This is a genomic window from Caballeronia sp. LZ043 (genome assembly GCF_031451075.1).
Taxonomy (GTDB): domain Bacteria; phylum Pseudomonadota; class Gammaproteobacteria; order Burkholderiales; family Burkholderiaceae; genus Caballeronia.
On the sequence record NZ_JARUXT010000057.1, the window covers coordinates 191,187 to 208,237 of the forward strand.

At 52.2% G+C, this 17,051-nt stretch carries 11 protein-coding genes and 1 pseudogene; 8 read left to right on the top strand and 4 right to left on the bottom strand.

Annotated elements, in window-relative coordinates; translation table 11 throughout:
• Nucleotides 1–194: 194 nt before the first annotated feature.
• Nucleotides 195–815, bottom strand: a complete 621-nt coding sequence (locus QCE64_RS37395; protein WP_310009446.1) for an isochorismatase family protein — start codon at nt 813–815, stop codon at nt 195–197.
• A gap of 116 nt (nt 816–931) precedes the next feature.
• Between QCE64_RS37395 and QCE64_RS38060 the strand changes: the two are divergent.
• From QCE64_RS38060 to QCE64_RS37405, 3 genes and pseudogenes are all read left to right on the top strand, one after another.
• Nucleotides 932–1,246: pseudogene (locus QCE64_RS38060) on the top strand (PAS domain-containing protein); the annotation flags it as partial.
• A gap of 212 nt (nt 1,247–1,458) precedes the next feature.
• Nucleotides 1,459–1,554, top strand: a complete 96-nt coding sequence (locus QCE64_RS38065; protein WP_404988048.1) for a hypothetical protein — start codon at nt 1,459–1,461, stop codon at nt 1,552–1,554.
• 925 nt (nt 1,555–2,479) lie between these two features.
• The gene (locus tag QCE64_RS37405; RefSeq protein ID WP_310009448.1) at nt 2,480–2,635 is read left to right on the top strand and encodes a hypothetical protein; all 156 of its coding nucleotides are present in this window, start codon (nt 2,480–2,482) and stop codon (nt 2,633–2,635) included.
• Nucleotides 2,636–3,245: 610 nt separating this feature from the next.
• Here QCE64_RS37405 and QCE64_RS37410 read toward each other — a convergent pair.
• Together QCE64_RS37410 and QCE64_RS37415 are read right to left on the bottom strand one after the other, a co-directional pair.
• Complete coding sequence (locus QCE64_RS37410) at nt 3,246–4,523, bottom strand: acyltransferase (RefSeq protein ID WP_310009449.1); 1,278 nt, start codon at nt 4,521–4,523, stop codon at nt 3,246–3,248.
• A gap of 1 nt (nt 4,524) precedes the next feature.
• Nucleotides 4,525–5,634: an acyltransferase gene (locus QCE64_RS37415; protein WP_310009515.1), complete on the bottom strand. Its 1,110-nt coding sequence runs from the start codon at nt 5,632–5,634 to the stop codon at nt 4,525–4,527.
• A gap of 514 nt (nt 5,635–6,148) precedes the next feature.
• Between QCE64_RS37415 and wecB the strand changes: the two genes are divergently transcribed.
• From wecB to QCE64_RS37440, 5 genes are all read left to right on the top strand, one after another.
• Nucleotides 6,149–7,273, top strand: coding sequence for a non-hydrolyzing UDP-N-acetylglucosamine 2-epimerase (gene wecB / locus QCE64_RS37420; protein ID WP_310009516.1), 1,125 nt, complete (start codon nt 6,149–6,151; stop codon nt 7,271–7,273).
• Between the two features lie 110 nt (nt 7,274–7,383).
• On the top strand, nt 7,384–8,208 hold the full coding sequence (locus QCE64_RS37425) for an ABC transporter permease (protein ID WP_310009450.1): 825 nt from the start codon (nt 7,384–7,386) through the stop codon (nt 8,206–8,208).
• On the top strand, nt 8,198–9,490 hold the full coding sequence (locus QCE64_RS37430; protein ID WP_310009451.1) for an ABC transporter ATP-binding protein: 1,293 nt from the start codon (nt 8,198–8,200) through the stop codon (nt 9,488–9,490). Before QCE64_RS37425 ends, QCE64_RS37430 begins: the two co-directional genes overlap by 11 nt.
• A gap of 1 nt (nt 9,491) precedes the next feature.
• A complete protein-coding gene (locus tag QCE64_RS37435) occupies nt 9,492–13,709 on the top strand; it encodes a glycosyltransferase (RefSeq protein ID WP_310009452.1) in 4,218 nt (1,405 codons plus the stop codon).
• An 83-nt stretch (nt 13,710–13,792) separates the two neighbouring features.
• Nucleotides 13,793–16,486, top strand: coding sequence for a glycosyltransferase (locus QCE64_RS37440; protein ID WP_310009453.1), 2,694 nt, complete (start codon nt 13,793–13,795; stop codon nt 16,484–16,486).
• A 187-nt stretch (nt 16,487–16,673) separates the two neighbouring features.
• Here QCE64_RS37440 and QCE64_RS37445 read toward each other — a convergent pair whose 3' ends face one another.
• Nucleotides 16,674–17,030, bottom strand: coding sequence for a hypothetical protein (locus QCE64_RS37445; protein ID WP_310009454.1), 357 nt, complete (start codon nt 17,028–17,030; stop codon nt 16,674–16,676).
• Nucleotides 17,031–17,051 lie beyond the last annotated feature (21 nt).

A 17,051-nucleotide genomic window follows, 5' to 3' on the forward strand; every position in this document is an offset into this window, starting at 1 on the left:
GGCCGCCCGATCGCGCGCGAAGGACGCGGACACGATCGAGGAGAGGACCTGGCGGCATTTGTCGTTCGGCTGGTTGGCCGAAGTTTGAGCAAGGGCGTGGCGCTTCGAGCTGACCTCATTCAGCGACTGAGCGCCGTATGCCGCGGGGACGCGCGGCGTACGCAATCCGTTCTCGTGCACAAGCGTGCCGGCGCCTACCTCGTCGACTGCTTGATATACGCGATCACTTCGTCAGCGCTCGACACGTCTGCATATCGCCGGCTGACATCGCGCAGATTGTCGCGATGCGGACCTTCTTCGATGTCGCCCACGCAGTCCTCCGGGACGATCGTGCGAAAGCCCCATTGAAAGCTGTCTATCGTGGAGGCACGAATACATCCACTCGTGTTGCAACCGGTGATGATGACGGTCTCGACCCCCTCCTTGATGAAGTACGGCACTACCGGCGTCTGAAAGAAGATAGATGGGCCGAATTTGCATACCACGACGTCGTAGTCTTCATCGTAGATGCGAGGGTCGAGGGCCGAACTTGGATGATCCAGCCTGAACTGATCGCGAACAGCAGCAATTTTCCAGTGCGGCATGTCCCGCTCGGATTTATAGGCGGTAAAACACGTAGCGACCGGTACGTTGTGCTCCCGGGCGATCCTGAGAAGGCGCGCCGTATTTTCGAGTCCACGCATGACCAACGGCGCGCCGCCGAGCGGGTATTTCGAGTCGGTGAAAGCCAGTTGATAATCCACGACCACTATCCCGACCTTGCCACGCATGCCAATGCCGACGGCTCCATACGAGCGATTCTTGTAATAGTCCATTTCTTCCTCCAGATCAACGGGTTGAATGTCATTGCACGTAGGAGTCTACGAGTGCAAGATACGTACACCAATACGTGTCGGCTACGTAAGGAATCACCCTACTTCGAGGAGGCCGTATGAAGACCAATACAGCCGCGGCGCCCGCCATCGATTCAATCGGACCTATCGACTACCAGCGGGTTTTCGAAGACGTTCCGGTTGCCCTCATGGTCACGCGCCAGCGTGCGATATCCGCCTGTAACCGGCAGTTCATGGACATGTTTCGCGCGACTGGCGAGGCGCTGATCGGTCAGTCGGTCCGCGTGTTGTATCCGAACGAGGAGGCGTTCAAGCGGTTCGGCGCACGCGTGATCCCGGCACTTAGAAAGTTCGGCCGCATCACGGAGCCGCGCGCGATGCAGCGGCTGGATGGGCAACTTTTCTGGGTGAATGTAACGGGCGTCAGCGAACACCGGGATGACCCGTACCGCGAAGCGCTTTGGTTCTTCTCTGAGATGGGCGTAGCGGCGAGTTTGTCGGGCGGCGCAAGTTCCGCCCACAAACTGATCGCAGCGGCCAAGAATGCAATGACCAAGCGCGAGCGCGATGTGGCAGCGTTGCTCATTCAGAATCAGACCGCGAAGGAAATTGGCATAGCCTTGGGATCAGCCCTCGAACCGTCGAGGTCTTTCGGGGAAAGCTGCTCAAGAAATTTGACGCGTCTTCGACACACGAGTTGGTTAAAACACTCCTAGCCTAGGGGCATCCAGAGAACGAGTCAGTTGATTATCTTGCGGGTAATGCATCCAGGAGGTGCACAGCTACGCATCGAGGTTCTGAAGTTTTCTAAACTCGGCGTTCACCATGCGCGCTCACGCAGTGTGCTTGGTCTTTTTACTTGGGATAATTTGCCCCCTCCCCGATCCACTCGCGCCGTCGGTTGTCTACGCCGAAGGTCCGATAATTGAGCCTACCCGGGCAGGCGGCCGCGCGTCCTGCGCTCCAAAGACGGGCGGCAAAGGCGGGCCGACCCGTGTCAGATGGGAGACGTGCGGCTTTTCGGCCATTGCCGACATTGAGACAGGTTCTGTTAACGTCAGCAGACGGGCGGATTGCTGACCTTGGCGGCGTCGCGCGGGAGGACCGCAACAACGTGCATCCGCGAACTCACACTCACGACCCGTTTCGATCTTTCATGTGTCAGGAGCCAAGGCCTGCTGCGCAGCGGTTGCTGCCGGTCTGTTCCCGCAGAGGAACTCACCCTGGATCATCCCCAAACGGTTTGCGGCCTTGGCGACAGTGAACTACGTGAAGGTCAATTGGCCGAGGTACTGCCGTCAACTGGCTACGACATCCGCGCCAAGTACTGGAGACACTGAATGCCGATGCGGGGTGGGACACTGTTAGCCGGCATCTGAAACTTATGGCCTTATGGCTACGCGCCGCGGCCTTTGGGCCCGATTAAGCACTCCGTGTTCGGCATGACATTGGCGTCAAATCCGCCGGCTCAGATGGTGGTCACTGGGAAGATCAATGCCCACCTGACGCGCCCAGTCCCGCAGCACGCCCAGCAATACCATGGAGACGCTTTGGCCGTCATCCATGTACTGGAGCAGGTAAGCCTTTAGCCTTCCCCGGCCTTAATCGGAATGAAGGTCCAAACCGCCGGGCACGTCATGTAGCCTATGCGCGATGACATTGCGGTATTTGAGGAAGCGAGCCAACTGGTCGTCGAAGGCGGGATGAAGAACTACCCGCTGCCGCAGCGCATTGAGCAGTTTCCCCAACGTGGCTTTCGAATGCCGCTCAAACAAGGCTTGAAACTATTCCACAGTCTGTAGTGGCTCGCCGTGCAATGGGAACGTCAGGCAGGTGCTCATCAGGCGTTCAACGCCCTGTCCCGCGATTACCGCCAAGCCCAACGTCTTCAGCACATCGTCCTGTACGGCTTATAGCCTGATTGCACTTCGTCTTTCCAGACCTCTCCTCAATTTAGAGCAAAGCGCACCAACTAGCTGCGTCGCTGCGACGGAGATTCCCGCCGCGAGTCGACGAGGGCTCTGTCGCCGGCGCACTGGTCTGACGACGCGGGGGCAGTTTTCAGGTCAGGCAGAGTGCAGCAGAGGGCCAAGGCTGCTTAAGCCAGACTACGCGTGTCACTGTACATCTGGGCATACAACTCAGGCAGTGCGTATAGCCGGCATTTTCCCAGTCGGCGGCCAAACCACTTCCGCATCGGACGCTGGCTGTTTGAAATCACGTAGGCTGAAGCGCAGCGTGTCAGGGCGACAAACGGAGTAGACGCTCTCAGCCCTGCGGGTTATCGCAACATGATTTACGTCTTCCTCCAATTACCTCGCGGCGTTCCCTCGAAAAGATCGATAAAACCAGAAATGCTGGGACCAGCATCAGACAATTTTCTCGAAATGTCGCCGTGGTTTTTCAGCGCCTTTACCCCTTCTCTGAGATGACATCGTCAGAGGCGTCGATTTGCAGTATTGGCGGTAGGATTTCTTTCCAAGGCCTTCCCCTAGATTCCACGATCTTGAACGTAATGCACGCCACAAACAAGCTGGCGCACAGATACACGGGCACAAACGTCCAAGATTGCGAGATAAGCTCACGGAAGGGGATCAAGATAATGCCGTGCCAGACGTAGATGCTATAGCACATGATCCCAGCTGCCTGCATTGGCCAGAGTAAGCCATGCCCAGGCGACTGCAAACGCGGCGCTAGGAGGATCAGTAGAAATAGCCCTGAATCGAGCGGCAGGTTAAATGAAACGCTTGAAACATACGGAAGCTCGGAGCGATACCACAAGGCCCAAAGCTCCATCGAGACCGCGATTAAAACAACACAGAGCAGCGCGCTTTGCATTTTTGGCGGCCTATATTTCGCCACGTACAGAGAGGCCGCTGCCATACCGAACACGAACTCGTCGACTCGTCCAAGCACTGAGTCGCTGACATGGTTGAGCACCACTCTTGTGCTATGGCTTGCGAAGTATTCCCTGCCCACATAGCGCACCATGAGTGCAAGCACGATGGCGGCGATGAGCACACGAACAATTCCATAACGGTTCGTGAGCCACAAAAGGCCTGGAAACAGGACCGAGAACCAAATTTCAATGCCGATGGACCATAGGACCCAGTTCCCCGGGGGCATGAAGGTCTCAGAACTGAACGGATATGTCACGAACGCATAGTTAGCGACTGATCTCCAGAAAAAAGTGGTCCCGACCTGAACATTGTGATACACAGAGGCAACAGCGACCGCCGCGGAAAGGTAGTACAGGGGCAGCAGGCGCTGTGCACGTATTTTATAGAACCGAAGCACATCCGAGCCTGTCGTAACTTGGCGCCGCCCTTGAGCGTAGGGCAGATAGAGGACGAATCCAGAGAGGATGAAAAAGAGGTTCACGCCTAACCAGCCACTCGAAAGGAAGGTGGTAACCGGTTCGGATAACCGTTCTACGGTTAGTCCATAGCGAAACTTGGCAAAGAACAGATGGTGGAACACAACTCCGAATATGGCCAAACCTCGAAGTATGTCTATCGATTTGAGCCTTTTCATTTTGAGTGAAAGGTTGCGTTCGAGATTGATTGCGATGTTGCGGAAATTGATACCGCGGATCGTCTGGTGCTCTATTAAAAAAGAATACTTCGATACTTTAGGCCCGCTAGACTTTCCACGCGTCTGGTCACTATTAGCCGGAATTCGATCGACCACATCACCGCGGTTCTATCGCTCCTACGCTACGCGAATCGTCGACTACGGTGAGCCGGTTGCTTCGAACGACGAGGTAACGTTCCTTAAGCATACGCAGCGGCGTCTCGACGACGTACGCGCTGAGCGATGCGACTAGCACGGTGAACGCAAAGGCATAGGTTGTATACACAATTCGGTTGGACTGGTTGAATGGCGCAGTACCCCAGATAAAAGTGCCGATAACCATATGATAGACATAGATCCCGTAACTGATTCGGCCAAGGTATTGCAGTACAGGATTGCAAAGATAGTCCGCGACTCCTTTTGATCGACCGAGCCATGAAATCAGCCATACAGAGACGAGACCGACAGACGTTGCCAACAAACAAAGAGACAAATAGGAGGGACTGAACAACGCCTTGTACAGTACAAATGCGAACACCGCCGCGCCTGCCCAACCGGAATATTCGATCCCCTTACGCAGAAACGGGGATGATGATTGCTCTGAGATTGCCAACAATGATCCGGCGGCGAGACAATCTAAATTAGAGGGCAAAGAAAACACGGAAGCGGTCAGGTTGTGTCCGTATATCATGAGAACCCACCGCGCAGCAGGCGATATCATAATGCAGGCGAGACAAAATCCCGTTAGGTAGCGCCTTCGCAGGAGAGCGACGAAAGGCCAAAATAAATAAAACTGCTCCTCTACCGAAAGAGACCAGAAATGTACCGGAAAGCTACCGTTGTGCTGCAGCCCGAAGAGAACGTTCGTCAGGAATGTTATGTGCCAAACTATTTGTCCCGCTTCAATGCCGGGATAGATGAAATACATAAAACCAAGGCATAAATAGTATATTGGCCAGATGCGGATTATTCGACGCGCGTAAAATAACTTGAAGTTTATAACGCCCGCGTTATTGTCTCTCTCTCTTAGCAATCCCCGACTAATAACGTATCCACTTATCACAAAAAAGAGGTACACCCCAACATAGCCCCAATTTACTGGCCAGGCGAAACCAGGGACCCAGTGACTTAGAAGAACTGTGATCACCGCAACGGCCCGAAGCGAGTCAAGTTCTGGCCTAAATTTCAGATCTTGAGCAGTGGGCTGCGATTTGTAGGAGGCTGACATGCGAACGAGAGTGTTGAAAATATAGGTGGATGATACACAATGTAGGTTTTCGTGCAGCACGAACTTAATCGATTACAAATGCAGTGATGTGTGCTTGTCGCCTCGCTGGGGTGATGAGAGTGACCCGACGCAGCGAACACTCCGACCATCCACCGCGGCCGGGGGCGAAAGAGAAATTATGTCGCGGCTTTAGCAGGCGAGCGAAGCATAATTGGATCATAGAACGGCGCCACGCCTGGCCGCGCTCTATCACCGACAATATCCGCTGACGATTGCAGCTAATGGCGCAAGCGTAGGCTGGATAGGCGACGCGCGTTTCAAGGTAGAATCGCCCACCTGAGGGGTCTAACGAAGCGGATTGTGGTAAACCCCTATCCAACGAAGGTACGCCGGGCGGCGGCCCATGAGGTTTGCTCAGTTGCTGGGACACCGCATCTGTGTGTCGCAAGCTTCCGATGACCTCGTCACGATAGCCGCGCCGTGCTATACGATTGTCGAGTCATTTATACCGAATATGAAGAAAAAGATCGCTGTCCTGTTTGGTACGCGGCCGGAGGCCATCAAAATGGCTCCGGTAGTGAGTGCCATCCAACGATCCTCACACCTCGAACCGCTTGTTATCGCGACCGCGCAGCACCGGGAAATGCTCGATCAGGTGCTCCGGGTGTTCGACGTCAAGCCTGACTTTGACTTGGACTTGATGCGTCCGAACCAGACACTCGCGGGCCTGACATCACGTCTTATCGCGACAATCGATGATGTGGTCCGAGAGACCGCTCCCGCTGCAATCTTGGTGCAGGGTGACACAACAAGCGTTCTTGCAGGAACGTTGGTCGCCTTTTACAACAACATTCCTGTCGGGCATGTTGAAGCCGGACTGCGCACACACGATATTCGCAATCCATTTCCGGAGGAAATGAACCGAGTCTTGACTGGAAGATTGACGCGGTGGCATTTTGCTCCAACTCAGTCGTCGGCCGAGAATCTAATCAGAGAAGGGTATTCTCCTGAGAAGGTTTACCTCACGGGAAATACTGTAATCGACGCGCTCCTGGAGGGGCGGCGGCACCCATCGAAGCAAGTCCGAAGCGTCGCTGAAGGACGACGGATGATTCTCGTGACGACACACCGGCGCGAGAATTTTGGAAAGCCGTTGCAGCGTATTTGCGACGCAGTGCTGCAGCTTTTGGAACGCAATCCAGCGTTGGAGTTCTTATTTCCCGTTCATCCGAATCCCAACGTCTCTTCAGTAGTCCGCGAGCTACTTAGTAAGCATGCACGTGTGACCCTATGCGAGCCGCTCGATTACTTGTCTTTTATTGCGGCTATGGAAGCGTCTTACATTATCCTTAGTGACTCCGGTGGCGTTCAGGAAGAAGCTCCCGCTTTGGGCAAGCCCGTCTTAGTGCTGCGGAATGAGACTGAGCGACCGGAGGCGGTGGCGGCAGGGGTCGCCCAACTTGTCGGAACTGACACTTCGGTTATTGTCAACGCTGTGCAGCAGTTGCTTGATGACCCCGTCGCTTATACGAAGATGGCGTTGGGTGCATCTCCCTATGGTGACGGCCAATCGGCTCGTCGTATAACAGATATCTTAGAAGCGGAATTAGGGAGTGGTTTTCTTCCCTGCAACCGATGATTGTAAGCGAGCATACAAGTCAGACCTAAATATAAAGTGCTGTTTTAGCAGTTGACGTGTGACCGGTTTTGCCCGTGTGAATAACTTTATCCAGTATATGGTGAAAATAATTGAACTTGCTTGGAAATCTCTTTACTGCGCCTTATGAAATTTTGCGCGTGATAAGAAAAAATCACACCCTAATTAGGGGTTTAATTTGGCGAGAAATTTTCTCTCGTTATAGGGGCTCGACGCTCGGGATCCTTTGGTCTTTCGTGAATCCTCTTCTTATGCTTGGCGTCTATGCGTTTGTATTCACTGCTGTTCTCAAAGCGCAGTGGACGCAATCGGGCCCAAGATCAGAGTTCGTAATGATTCTTTATGCTGGCCTTATCGTTTTCAACTTCTTCGCGGAGTGTGTGAATCGAGCTCCAAGCCTAGTGATCGCGAATGTCAATTACGTTAAAAAGGTCGTTTTTCCACTTGAAGTGTTGCCCATCGTCACACTAGGTGCTGCGGCTTTCCAGTTAGCCATCAACCTTATTGTGTGGTTTATTTTCCATCTCGTGTGGATTGGAATCCCGAGCGCGACTATCCTCTGTCTCCCAATAGTGCTCCTGCCGCTGGTCGCTATGACTGCGGGCGTAAGTTGGTTTTTAGCGTCTCTTGGAGTTTTTTTGCGGGACGTCAACCAGGTTATTGGCATTGCGATCACAGTGCTGATGTACCTTTCGCCAGTCTTCTATCCGCTGTCAACGTTGCCACCTCAGTTCAGGCCGTTTATGTTGCTCAGCCCCCTCACCTTGGTTGTGGAGCAAGCAAGAGGTGTCATGCTATGGGCAACGCTTCCTGACTGGACCGCTTGGTTCGTCTATTTTCTTATCTCCATACTGGTGGCGTCGCTTGGATTCAACTGGTTCCGCCTCACGAAGAGAGGATTTGCGGATGTCCTCTAACAACGTTGCAATCGAAGTCAACGGCGTCTCTAAATCGTTTGAGATGTACAGCCGCCCAGCTGATCGCCTTCGTCAATACGTCTCTTTACGAAAAAGGAAGTATTTCAAGGTTTTTAAGGCTCTTTCCGATGTTTCATTCGACGTTCGTAAGGGTGAAACGTTAGGAATTATTGGGAGAAACGGTAGCGGCAAAAGCACGTTGCTCCAAATTATAGCCGGTACTCTGGACCCCGATCGAGGCTCAGTCCGCACGCACGGCACATTGGCGGCGTTACTCGAATTAGGGTCCGGGTTCAATCCCGACTTCACCGGTCGGGAGAATGTATTTCTCAATGGTTTCATACTGGGCTTCTCGAGAGAGGAGATGCAGGAACGCTTTGAAAGCATCGCCAGCTTTGCTGACATTGGCGAACATATAGACCAACCTGTAAAGACGTATTCGAGCGGCATGTATGTACGGCTTGCATTTGCGGTACAAGCTTGTGTGCAGCCCCAAATTTTGATTGTCGACGAGGCGTTGTCAGTGGGTGACGAAAAATTTCAACGCAAATGTTTCGACTATATCGAGCGGCTGCGTGCTGGCGGCTGCGCGGTAATCCTTGTTACCCATTCGACCGCGACGGTTGAAAAATTTTGCCAGCGATGCGTACTGTTGCACCAGGGTGAAGTGCATGGAATTGGGCCAGCCAGTGAGATCATCGATCAATATCATGCCTTGCTCTACTCGGATGAAAAGGCGTACTTGCGGTATCTCAATCAGGGGCATTCAAATGCTCAGCAGAGCGACCACGAAGTAGCGGGCATAGACACTACCGCGGAAAAACGCCCACCCGAAGGGGAATCAGGGGGATTGCGTGCGGTAATCCGTAGTTGGGAGTTGGTAGCCGAGGATGGCACACCGACCGAGGCGTTTCGATCCGGCGACAAAGCTGCAATTTGCTTCGGCGTGAGCGTTTTTGACGAGATTAATGAAATCCAAGCCGGAGTACTAATCCGGACAGTCGAAGGCGTGACGGCATTCGGAACCAGTTCACTCTATCATGGAAAGAATCTGCTCGATGTTAAAGCAGGCACGAGTGTCTCATATAAGTTCAACGTCGAACTCAAACTTTGCCCGGGCATCTATTTTGTGACAATTGCAATAGCAGAGGCGGTGTCGTCCGCTGACATGATGTATCTCGATAGAAAAACTGATGTAATCGTTCTCCATGTCAGCGAGGCGCGCACGCTGTCCACAGGCATTGCAGCACTCCCTTCTTCGATTCAAGCTATACGGACGTGACATGAAGTCAATACTCATCATCACGGAGCTGTTCGAGATTGGTGGACTCGAAACACATCTTCGGGGCGAAATTACTTGGTTGTCCCGCAACGGCTATGCTGTGCATCTTGCAACTGGCCCGCGCTTCGACAATGCGCTTCTCCCGCCCGAAGTTTCAAGCGTGACAAGCGATCTGGCTCTTGGTCCTGAGGCGACTTGGGCGCAGGCTCTCGAAACGATAGAGTCACTTCGAGAATTGATTCGCACGTATTCCATCGATTACGTCCATGCCCATCCCTTTACCTCGCTAGTTCCGGGCATGTTGGTCGCGGAGCTTGAGAACCTCCCCTTCGTCATGACGCTTCATGGTCCAGCATCACTGGCGCCTTGCTACGGACCTATCTACGATTTCCTTTTGACTTCTGTCATCTTGCCTAATGCAAGTGTAATCACATGTGTATCTGAGGAAACGGCGGCTATCGCTTCACCCTATCTATCGAACAATAATCTGATCGTCATTTCTAACGGTGTCGACACAAGCGCGTTTGGAAATAAGGGAGCCCTCAGCGACACAGGCGCTCATTGGTTGGTCATAAGTCGACTCGACCACGCCAAGGTTCCAGGGATTGTCGATTTTATTCTCAAGGCATTTGATGCCGCCTTGCCAGGTGTCCTCGTAGTAGGAGATGGGCCCGCACGCTCGCTGTTAGAAGACTGCCTTTCGGAGAAGGGGCTTACAAACTTCGCCCGCTTAATCGGGGCTCACACAAACATTGATGAACTCATGGCCGCCGCAGGGGGAGTTGCAGGCATGGGAAGGGTGGTTTTAGAAGGCCTCGCGAGTAGAAAACCAGTCTTCTTGGTAGGATACGATGGTGTAAAGGGTTTGATGGATGGCGACTTGGTGGCTGTAGCGGCGCGTGCAAATTTTTCAGGGCGCAACCTTTCCACAATGAGTGCTGAGGCCTTTCTTGAGCAGGCGAGCCGTGTCTCAGCCGTTGATCTCGAAGCGCTTCATGCTTTGGTCGGTAACAGGTTCAGCGAACAGAAGTTGTGGCTGCAATTCTCGACCGCCATTGAGAGTAATGCTGCAAGTACGTCCACGGTGTTGGGCGATTTGTATCGCATGTTGGAAATAGAGGCACTGACAGACACCGGGCCGTATCTAGCATCCGTCGAACTTGTCGAACGCCTCAGCAAGCTTATTTATGCCGCGGGCCGGTTTCAAGCTCAGTTGGCCGGAAGCTACGAGAACTTCAGAAGGATGAAGATGGAAAATGATTCATCTCTTCGCCATCTGCTTTCAGATCGCGAAGCACGTGTCGACGAACTCACCAAGCTGTTGGTGAGTCGCGACGCGCACGCCGATGCACTCAGCCGTGATCTTGTTGCTCGACAAGTAGAGATATCCAAGCTCCGCAGCAGTAACAATGAGTATGCGTCTAGAGTCGAGAGTATGAATGAGGCTGCAGCAGCTCGCGAAGCTGAGCTTTCCGAGAAGCTTTCGATAGCTTTGGATCGGTATGTGTTAGAGGTCGGTACCCTTGAGAGCGCCAAAGCGGAATACGAGGCGGCTCTGATGAAGCGCGAAAGTGACGTAGTCGAGCTGAATCTGTTACTCAAAGCACGAGATAACCATATCTTTTCATCCGATGCGCTCATTAATCGCATCCTCCAAAGTCATTCCTGGAGGATAACGCGGCCTTTGAGATTCGCTCGTCGGCTTATCTCGCGACAGCAGGTTAGCGCAGGTGAACGGGCAAAGCTCCGCTCTTATGGGGAGTCAGTGTATCGATATCTTCCGCTGCCATCCAAGCCGAAATCCGCACTTAGGCGAGTACTCGCTCGAACTATTCGAGGTTCTTACGTTGGCAGTGAAAGGCCGGTCGTCGACCGTCCGGAGCTCTCAGAGTTGGATAAGCACTCGCAAAACGTAGCGATAAGCGCAGAATTAAACCAGTTGGATAGTTCCAACGGTCCTCGCGACCGTGCGCTCGCTCCGATGAAGGAGGCCGCAGACGATGCTTTCGAAACCTTAGCAGCCGACATAAATGGTGCCCAAAAGCATGATAGTCGTGTGGTTCCGTATTTTGGCGTTCGACAGCCGCACGGCAAGCGTCGCGCGGCAATTTTGACCAATCAGTTGCTTGATTGGCATGACGGAAGACCTCGTTTTGGCGGAGGCGAACGCTATGCCCTTGAGCTTGCAAGATTGCTTCGCGACTTGTCGATTGAAGTCACTTTCTTTCAACCGACGATTCGAGCGGCGCAGTCTGGGGAATATTATTCGTTCGAGGTGAATTTTCTTGGGCTTAATGAAGCGGTGGGGGAATTCAGTCATGGTATCTGCACCAACTTTACTGAACTTACTGCCGACTATGACCACGTCTACTATCATCTTCCTGAATACGCCAGTGGATTAGTGCGAGAAGATGCGATCATGACATGTCATGGAATATGGTTCGACCATGACAATTACCCAGGCGCGTTGTTCAGAACGGCGCCTTGGTTCGAACACCTTTATCATGCGTTTGCTAGTCCTTCTGCTGTGGTGAGCGTCGATACAAACTCCATTGGGGTGATCCGAAGTTTTTGGCCAAAACTATCGGAAAACATGCGCTTTATACCGAATTTTTTCGATAAGAAAGGGTACTTTCCTGACTCAACTAAGCGCAATAAGGAGCGGTTGACCGTCTTGTTCCCGAGGCGAAGTCAAATCAATCGGGGATCCCGAATATTCGGTGATGTATTAAAGATGATTCCACACGACGTCGACATCGTTTGGTTGGGGGAAGGCGACCCGGTGGATACGGAGATCGTCAAAGCAGTATGTCGAGCGGACAATCGCGCGAGCTTCCACGTAGCGGATTTTGATGAGATGGCGGCTTGGTATCAGAAGGCTGATATCGCAGTTATCCCCACGATCGCGTGCGAAGGAACAAGCCTGTCGTGCATTGAGGCGCTAGCTTGTGGTTGTGCTGTGGTTTCTACTAACGTCGGTGGTTTGCCTGACGTAATCTTCGACGAATTTAACGGATTACTCGTTGATCCTAACGCCGGCGCTATTGCGCACGCGATTAATAGGTTTATCGAGGACGACTCATTGCGTGAGCGCCTACAACGTAGCGCTTCAGAGACAGCGTCGAATTTCGAGCTAAACGCTTGGCGTCGTCGCTGGGTAGAACTTTTGCATTCCCACGGCTGGATTAACGATGACATCGTGCGGCAATGGAGAAGCGACGCATCGTCTGAGAGAGTCATCGCAGAGAAAAAGCGGTCTCAAAACTGGATTATTCTCACTCGCAACGCAATCCACGGTGGAGTGGAAAGCTTGATCCGCGAAGAGGCAAGAATCCTCAACGCACCCGTCATCGTTTGTGGAGGTCACGACAAATTCGACACTTGTCCCTTTACATATACTCGTGCGGATGATCGAGAGACCCTTAGCCGAGCATTGAACGGGTTCGATGTTGTCCTATACCATTGGATTCCGGAATGGGCTGTGGAGGTTGTCAAGGAAAGCAACTGCACGTCAATTGAGTTTATTCATAGGATTGACACCAGTGAATGTGACAAAACGGTACCGACGAGCCTTGTTACGCACTCAGCCTTCCTAGCTCGGTACATCTACGAAAACTTTGGGCGCTTCTGCCGCGTTATCGACCACCCTATCGCGATCGAGCGCTTTACTCCAGAGAAGGACGCCGGCGGATGTGTTGGTGCTATCACGAGTTATTACGAGACTAAAGGAATCGATATCTTCCTCCGCGCTTGGGCTATGTTGCAATCAGAATTTCCTGATACCCCGGTCAAATTCTATGGGGACGGTTATGATCTGCCTAAGTTGGAACAACTCGCGGCTGAGCTTGGAGTGAACGCCACTTTCCTTCCGGCGACGCGAGAGCCTTGGGAGGCGATGAAAGACTTTCGCTGCTTTGTCGTCCCTTCAAGAGTCGAGGGCTTGCCTGTTGCCGTACTTGAGGCTTTGGCGGCCAATATACCTGTGGTGGCGTCGGGTCTGCCCGGAATGGTGGAGTTTAATAATCTTTCGATGCGGCGGGGATACGAATCCTACCTTGATCTCGCTAAGCCGGAAGATCCAGCAGATTTCGCCCGGGTGTTGCGAGAGGTCTTAATGCGAAACCGTAGACAGGAATCGCATCTTTATATTTCAGAATATTATCAAGCTCGCAAACATTGCAGCGATCTGATAGACCTCGTTAGCGAGATACATGCGTGATATCCGTCCTAAGGCAAACTTTCATCTTTGACACTTACGGACAATAGGGCAAGATGCAAGAGAGACAACCAACGAGTGTCAACATGCCGGAAGAGCACTACAAAAATCAAAAGCGTGAGCTTCAGCCTGCTCCAGAGGAAATTGTGACGGGTGACAAGGTCGACAGGATTGCTGCAGAACAGCGACTTGCACGCGCCGAGCGTTTTACACTCGTGAAACGTCTCGCAGAGGCGATGGAGGAGAACAGAACCCTCCGGAAATCTCTTAGTGTTTCGACTGACAACCTTGCACTGGAAACGCGCGAGCGAGAGCGCATTCAGACAGCCCTGAGGGAGGTTTTTGACAGCAGGTCTTGGAGACTAACTGCTCCCTTGCGGTGGGTGATTATGGCGGCTCATGCCTTCTTATCTGGGCTACGGGGTCAGAAGGCTGCACAGTTTGGAAAGGTGTCTATTGTTCAGGATGCGCTTCTAAAAGAGTCCATCTCGTCGGTTGGCGATTATGAGACGGAGACGCGTGCGAAAGCGGCATTCGTCGCATCCTATGCGGAAAACCCATCCAGGCAAAAGCGACGACAGATCGCTCGCTTGCTTTCTGCGCATCCGCAGCGACGGGGCGTGATCCTGTGCCCGGTAGCTTATGACGCTTCTTTAAAGCAACGTCCGGACCACATTATGGCCGAGTTCACAAGAGCCGGCTACTTATGCGTGATGTTACACATGGACGATGCTTTTCCGGTCATTTATCCGAAGGCTGGAGGCGTTTTTGTATCGAACATGTTTGACGATTTTTTCGCATTTTTCAGGTTTGAGCCAGTTACCATCTACCTTCATTGGCCAGGCTTTCGGTATCTTGCTGAATTTTGTAGTTCTGCCTATACAATTTACGACGTTCTCGACGATCTCAAAATCTTCAGAGGCTATTCCGACGTGATGCAACACGATCACGAAGTATTGATCCAGACGGCGAATCTGGTTGTGTTTTCGTCGAAGGATTTGCTGACTAAGAATCAAAACAGAGTGGCGAGCGCACTCTTGCTAGAGAATGGAGTTTATCCGGAAGACTTCCGTAACGGCAGTCGAGACGGGTTCGCGATTCCTGCAGCTCTGCGGGAGTTGGCTGAAACTCGGAAGGTAGTCGGCTACCACGGTACAATCTCCGATCTACTTGATTTCGATCTACTCGATGAAGTTGTGCGACTGAGCAATGTCGCTGTTCTGTTTGTTGGCCCAGTATTGTCGTTCGACCCGAAGAACGAACTGAGGGTTCAAGAGCGGATTACACGTCTGCGCGGGTGCTCAAACTTCTTTCATATCGGGGCGAAGAGTTACTCTGAGTTGAAGCACTATCTTGCCTGGATCGATGTCGGAATATTGCCACTTGTCGTCAGCGCGATGACAGACTCGATTCTGCCGCTGAAGCTGTTCGAGTTTCTTGCTGCGGGTAAACCCGTGGTTGGAACTCCGACGCGCATGTTGAATCATTTCGAATCGGTGATCGCGATAAAGCACGGTGCAGATTTTGTTGAGGCGATCGCTCAAGAATCTTGGAGTAACACGGAGGCGTTGGAGGAGGTTCTTCGTCAACACCAGTGGTCAGCGCTACATGCGCCCTTACTTGAGCTAGTCAATTCACGGTGCATAGCTTGGAGAGCTGCTAAGCATGAACGCGCTGAGATCACCGTCGACATTGTAAATGTCAACTTCTTCGACTCAAAAGGAGAGACGGTCTACAAAGGCGGTGCAGAACGTTACGTCTATGACCTAGCGGTACTTCTACGGAGCATGGGATGCCGCGTGCGGTTATTACAAAATGCCGCCACTCCTTTCGTTCGAGAGTTCCGCGGCTTTAAGGTCCATGGCTTTCCAGGGGGCGCAACCCACGACTTTGGTGCGATGTCGAACCGATACGCAGAGGAATGTGGAGATGCTGACCTTGTGATTGCATCACCCACCGAACTTGCGGCGTCGCTGGACCGTTTTACCCGAGTGATCTCTATAAACCACGGTGTGCATTGGGACTGGACGTCAAATAAGCTGACCTCATATGACCATGCGCGATACGATCAGCTTTTCAAGGCTCTACGAAACAGCGACCGATGCGTCTGTGTTGATACCAATTTCATAAATTGGCTGCGTACGTACGATTGGGCACTTGCGAATACACTTACATACATACCAAATTATGTTGACCTAGAGACGTTCAAGGCGCATGAAAAAAAATTTGACGATGACGAGGTGCGCGTGCTTTTGCCTCGACGGCTTTACGAGGCACGAGGGCTATATTTAACAATCAACGCTTTCGATATTCTCTTCGAGAGGCGCTCCGATCTCCGCCTAGTGCTGTGTGGTCAAGCAAGTGGCACGGATGCAGACGCAATTCGCGATTTTCTAGCTAGGCACCCATCCAACGTTACTTGGGTTGAATACACCATGGAGGATATGCCGGCGGCGTATATTGACAGCCACATTGTACTCGTTCCCACAATGTATTCAGAGGGAACGTCGTTGTCTTGTATCGAGGCACTGGCTACTAATAATGCTGTAATTGCTTCAAACGTAGGGGGCCTTCCCAACTTGATCGTCGATGGCTACAACGGCAGGATGATCAGCGCGGATTACATGGAATTGGTTGAGGCTATCGATGAACTGGTCGATGATCGCATAAAGCTGGCCTTGTTTGCTGCCAATGGCGTTTTATCGGCGCAAGCGTTTTCTAAAATTGAATGGCAGCGACGCTGGCGAGACGTTATTTCTAAGACACTTGAAAGTAATTGAGGATTTTTTGAAATCTTCGACAAGTAATCTGGCGATGCTTGCAAGGCGCGATTGGCTCTTAAGGATTTCTCGTGCATTGCTTGCGCTAGAGCTTTCCGTTTTACAAAATTCTAAGCAGATGGCACCGTTCGATTAATAATCTTCTAGTGCAAGCGTCAGGCGTCAACCGTTCGTTTCGGCTATCAGCTCAATCTTCAAGGTAGCTCAGTAGCTCGTCCGGATTTAGAAATCGCACAAGGCATTTCATTTCCTGCAGCGTAATTCTGGGCTCGTCTTTTGGAGCACCTGTTCTGTCTCGACTTAGTACCAGGCCTTTGCCAGTCCAAGCTCGTTTTGTGCCGTAAAGCTGTGGCAGCGACCAAAAGGAGTTGCCATCGATTGGTTTCAACAACGCTTCGTCATCAATAAATATAGAATCTCTTTCCGTTATGTGTATTGCGTTGACGACCGTGCAGCCAAGAGTGCTGTAGATGTCTTGCAAAATGGCTGTGTGTCTTAATTCGATAACATTTTTAAGGAAAGGATGAATCAATAATGCGTGCATCTTAGTAAACCATTCGTAGGA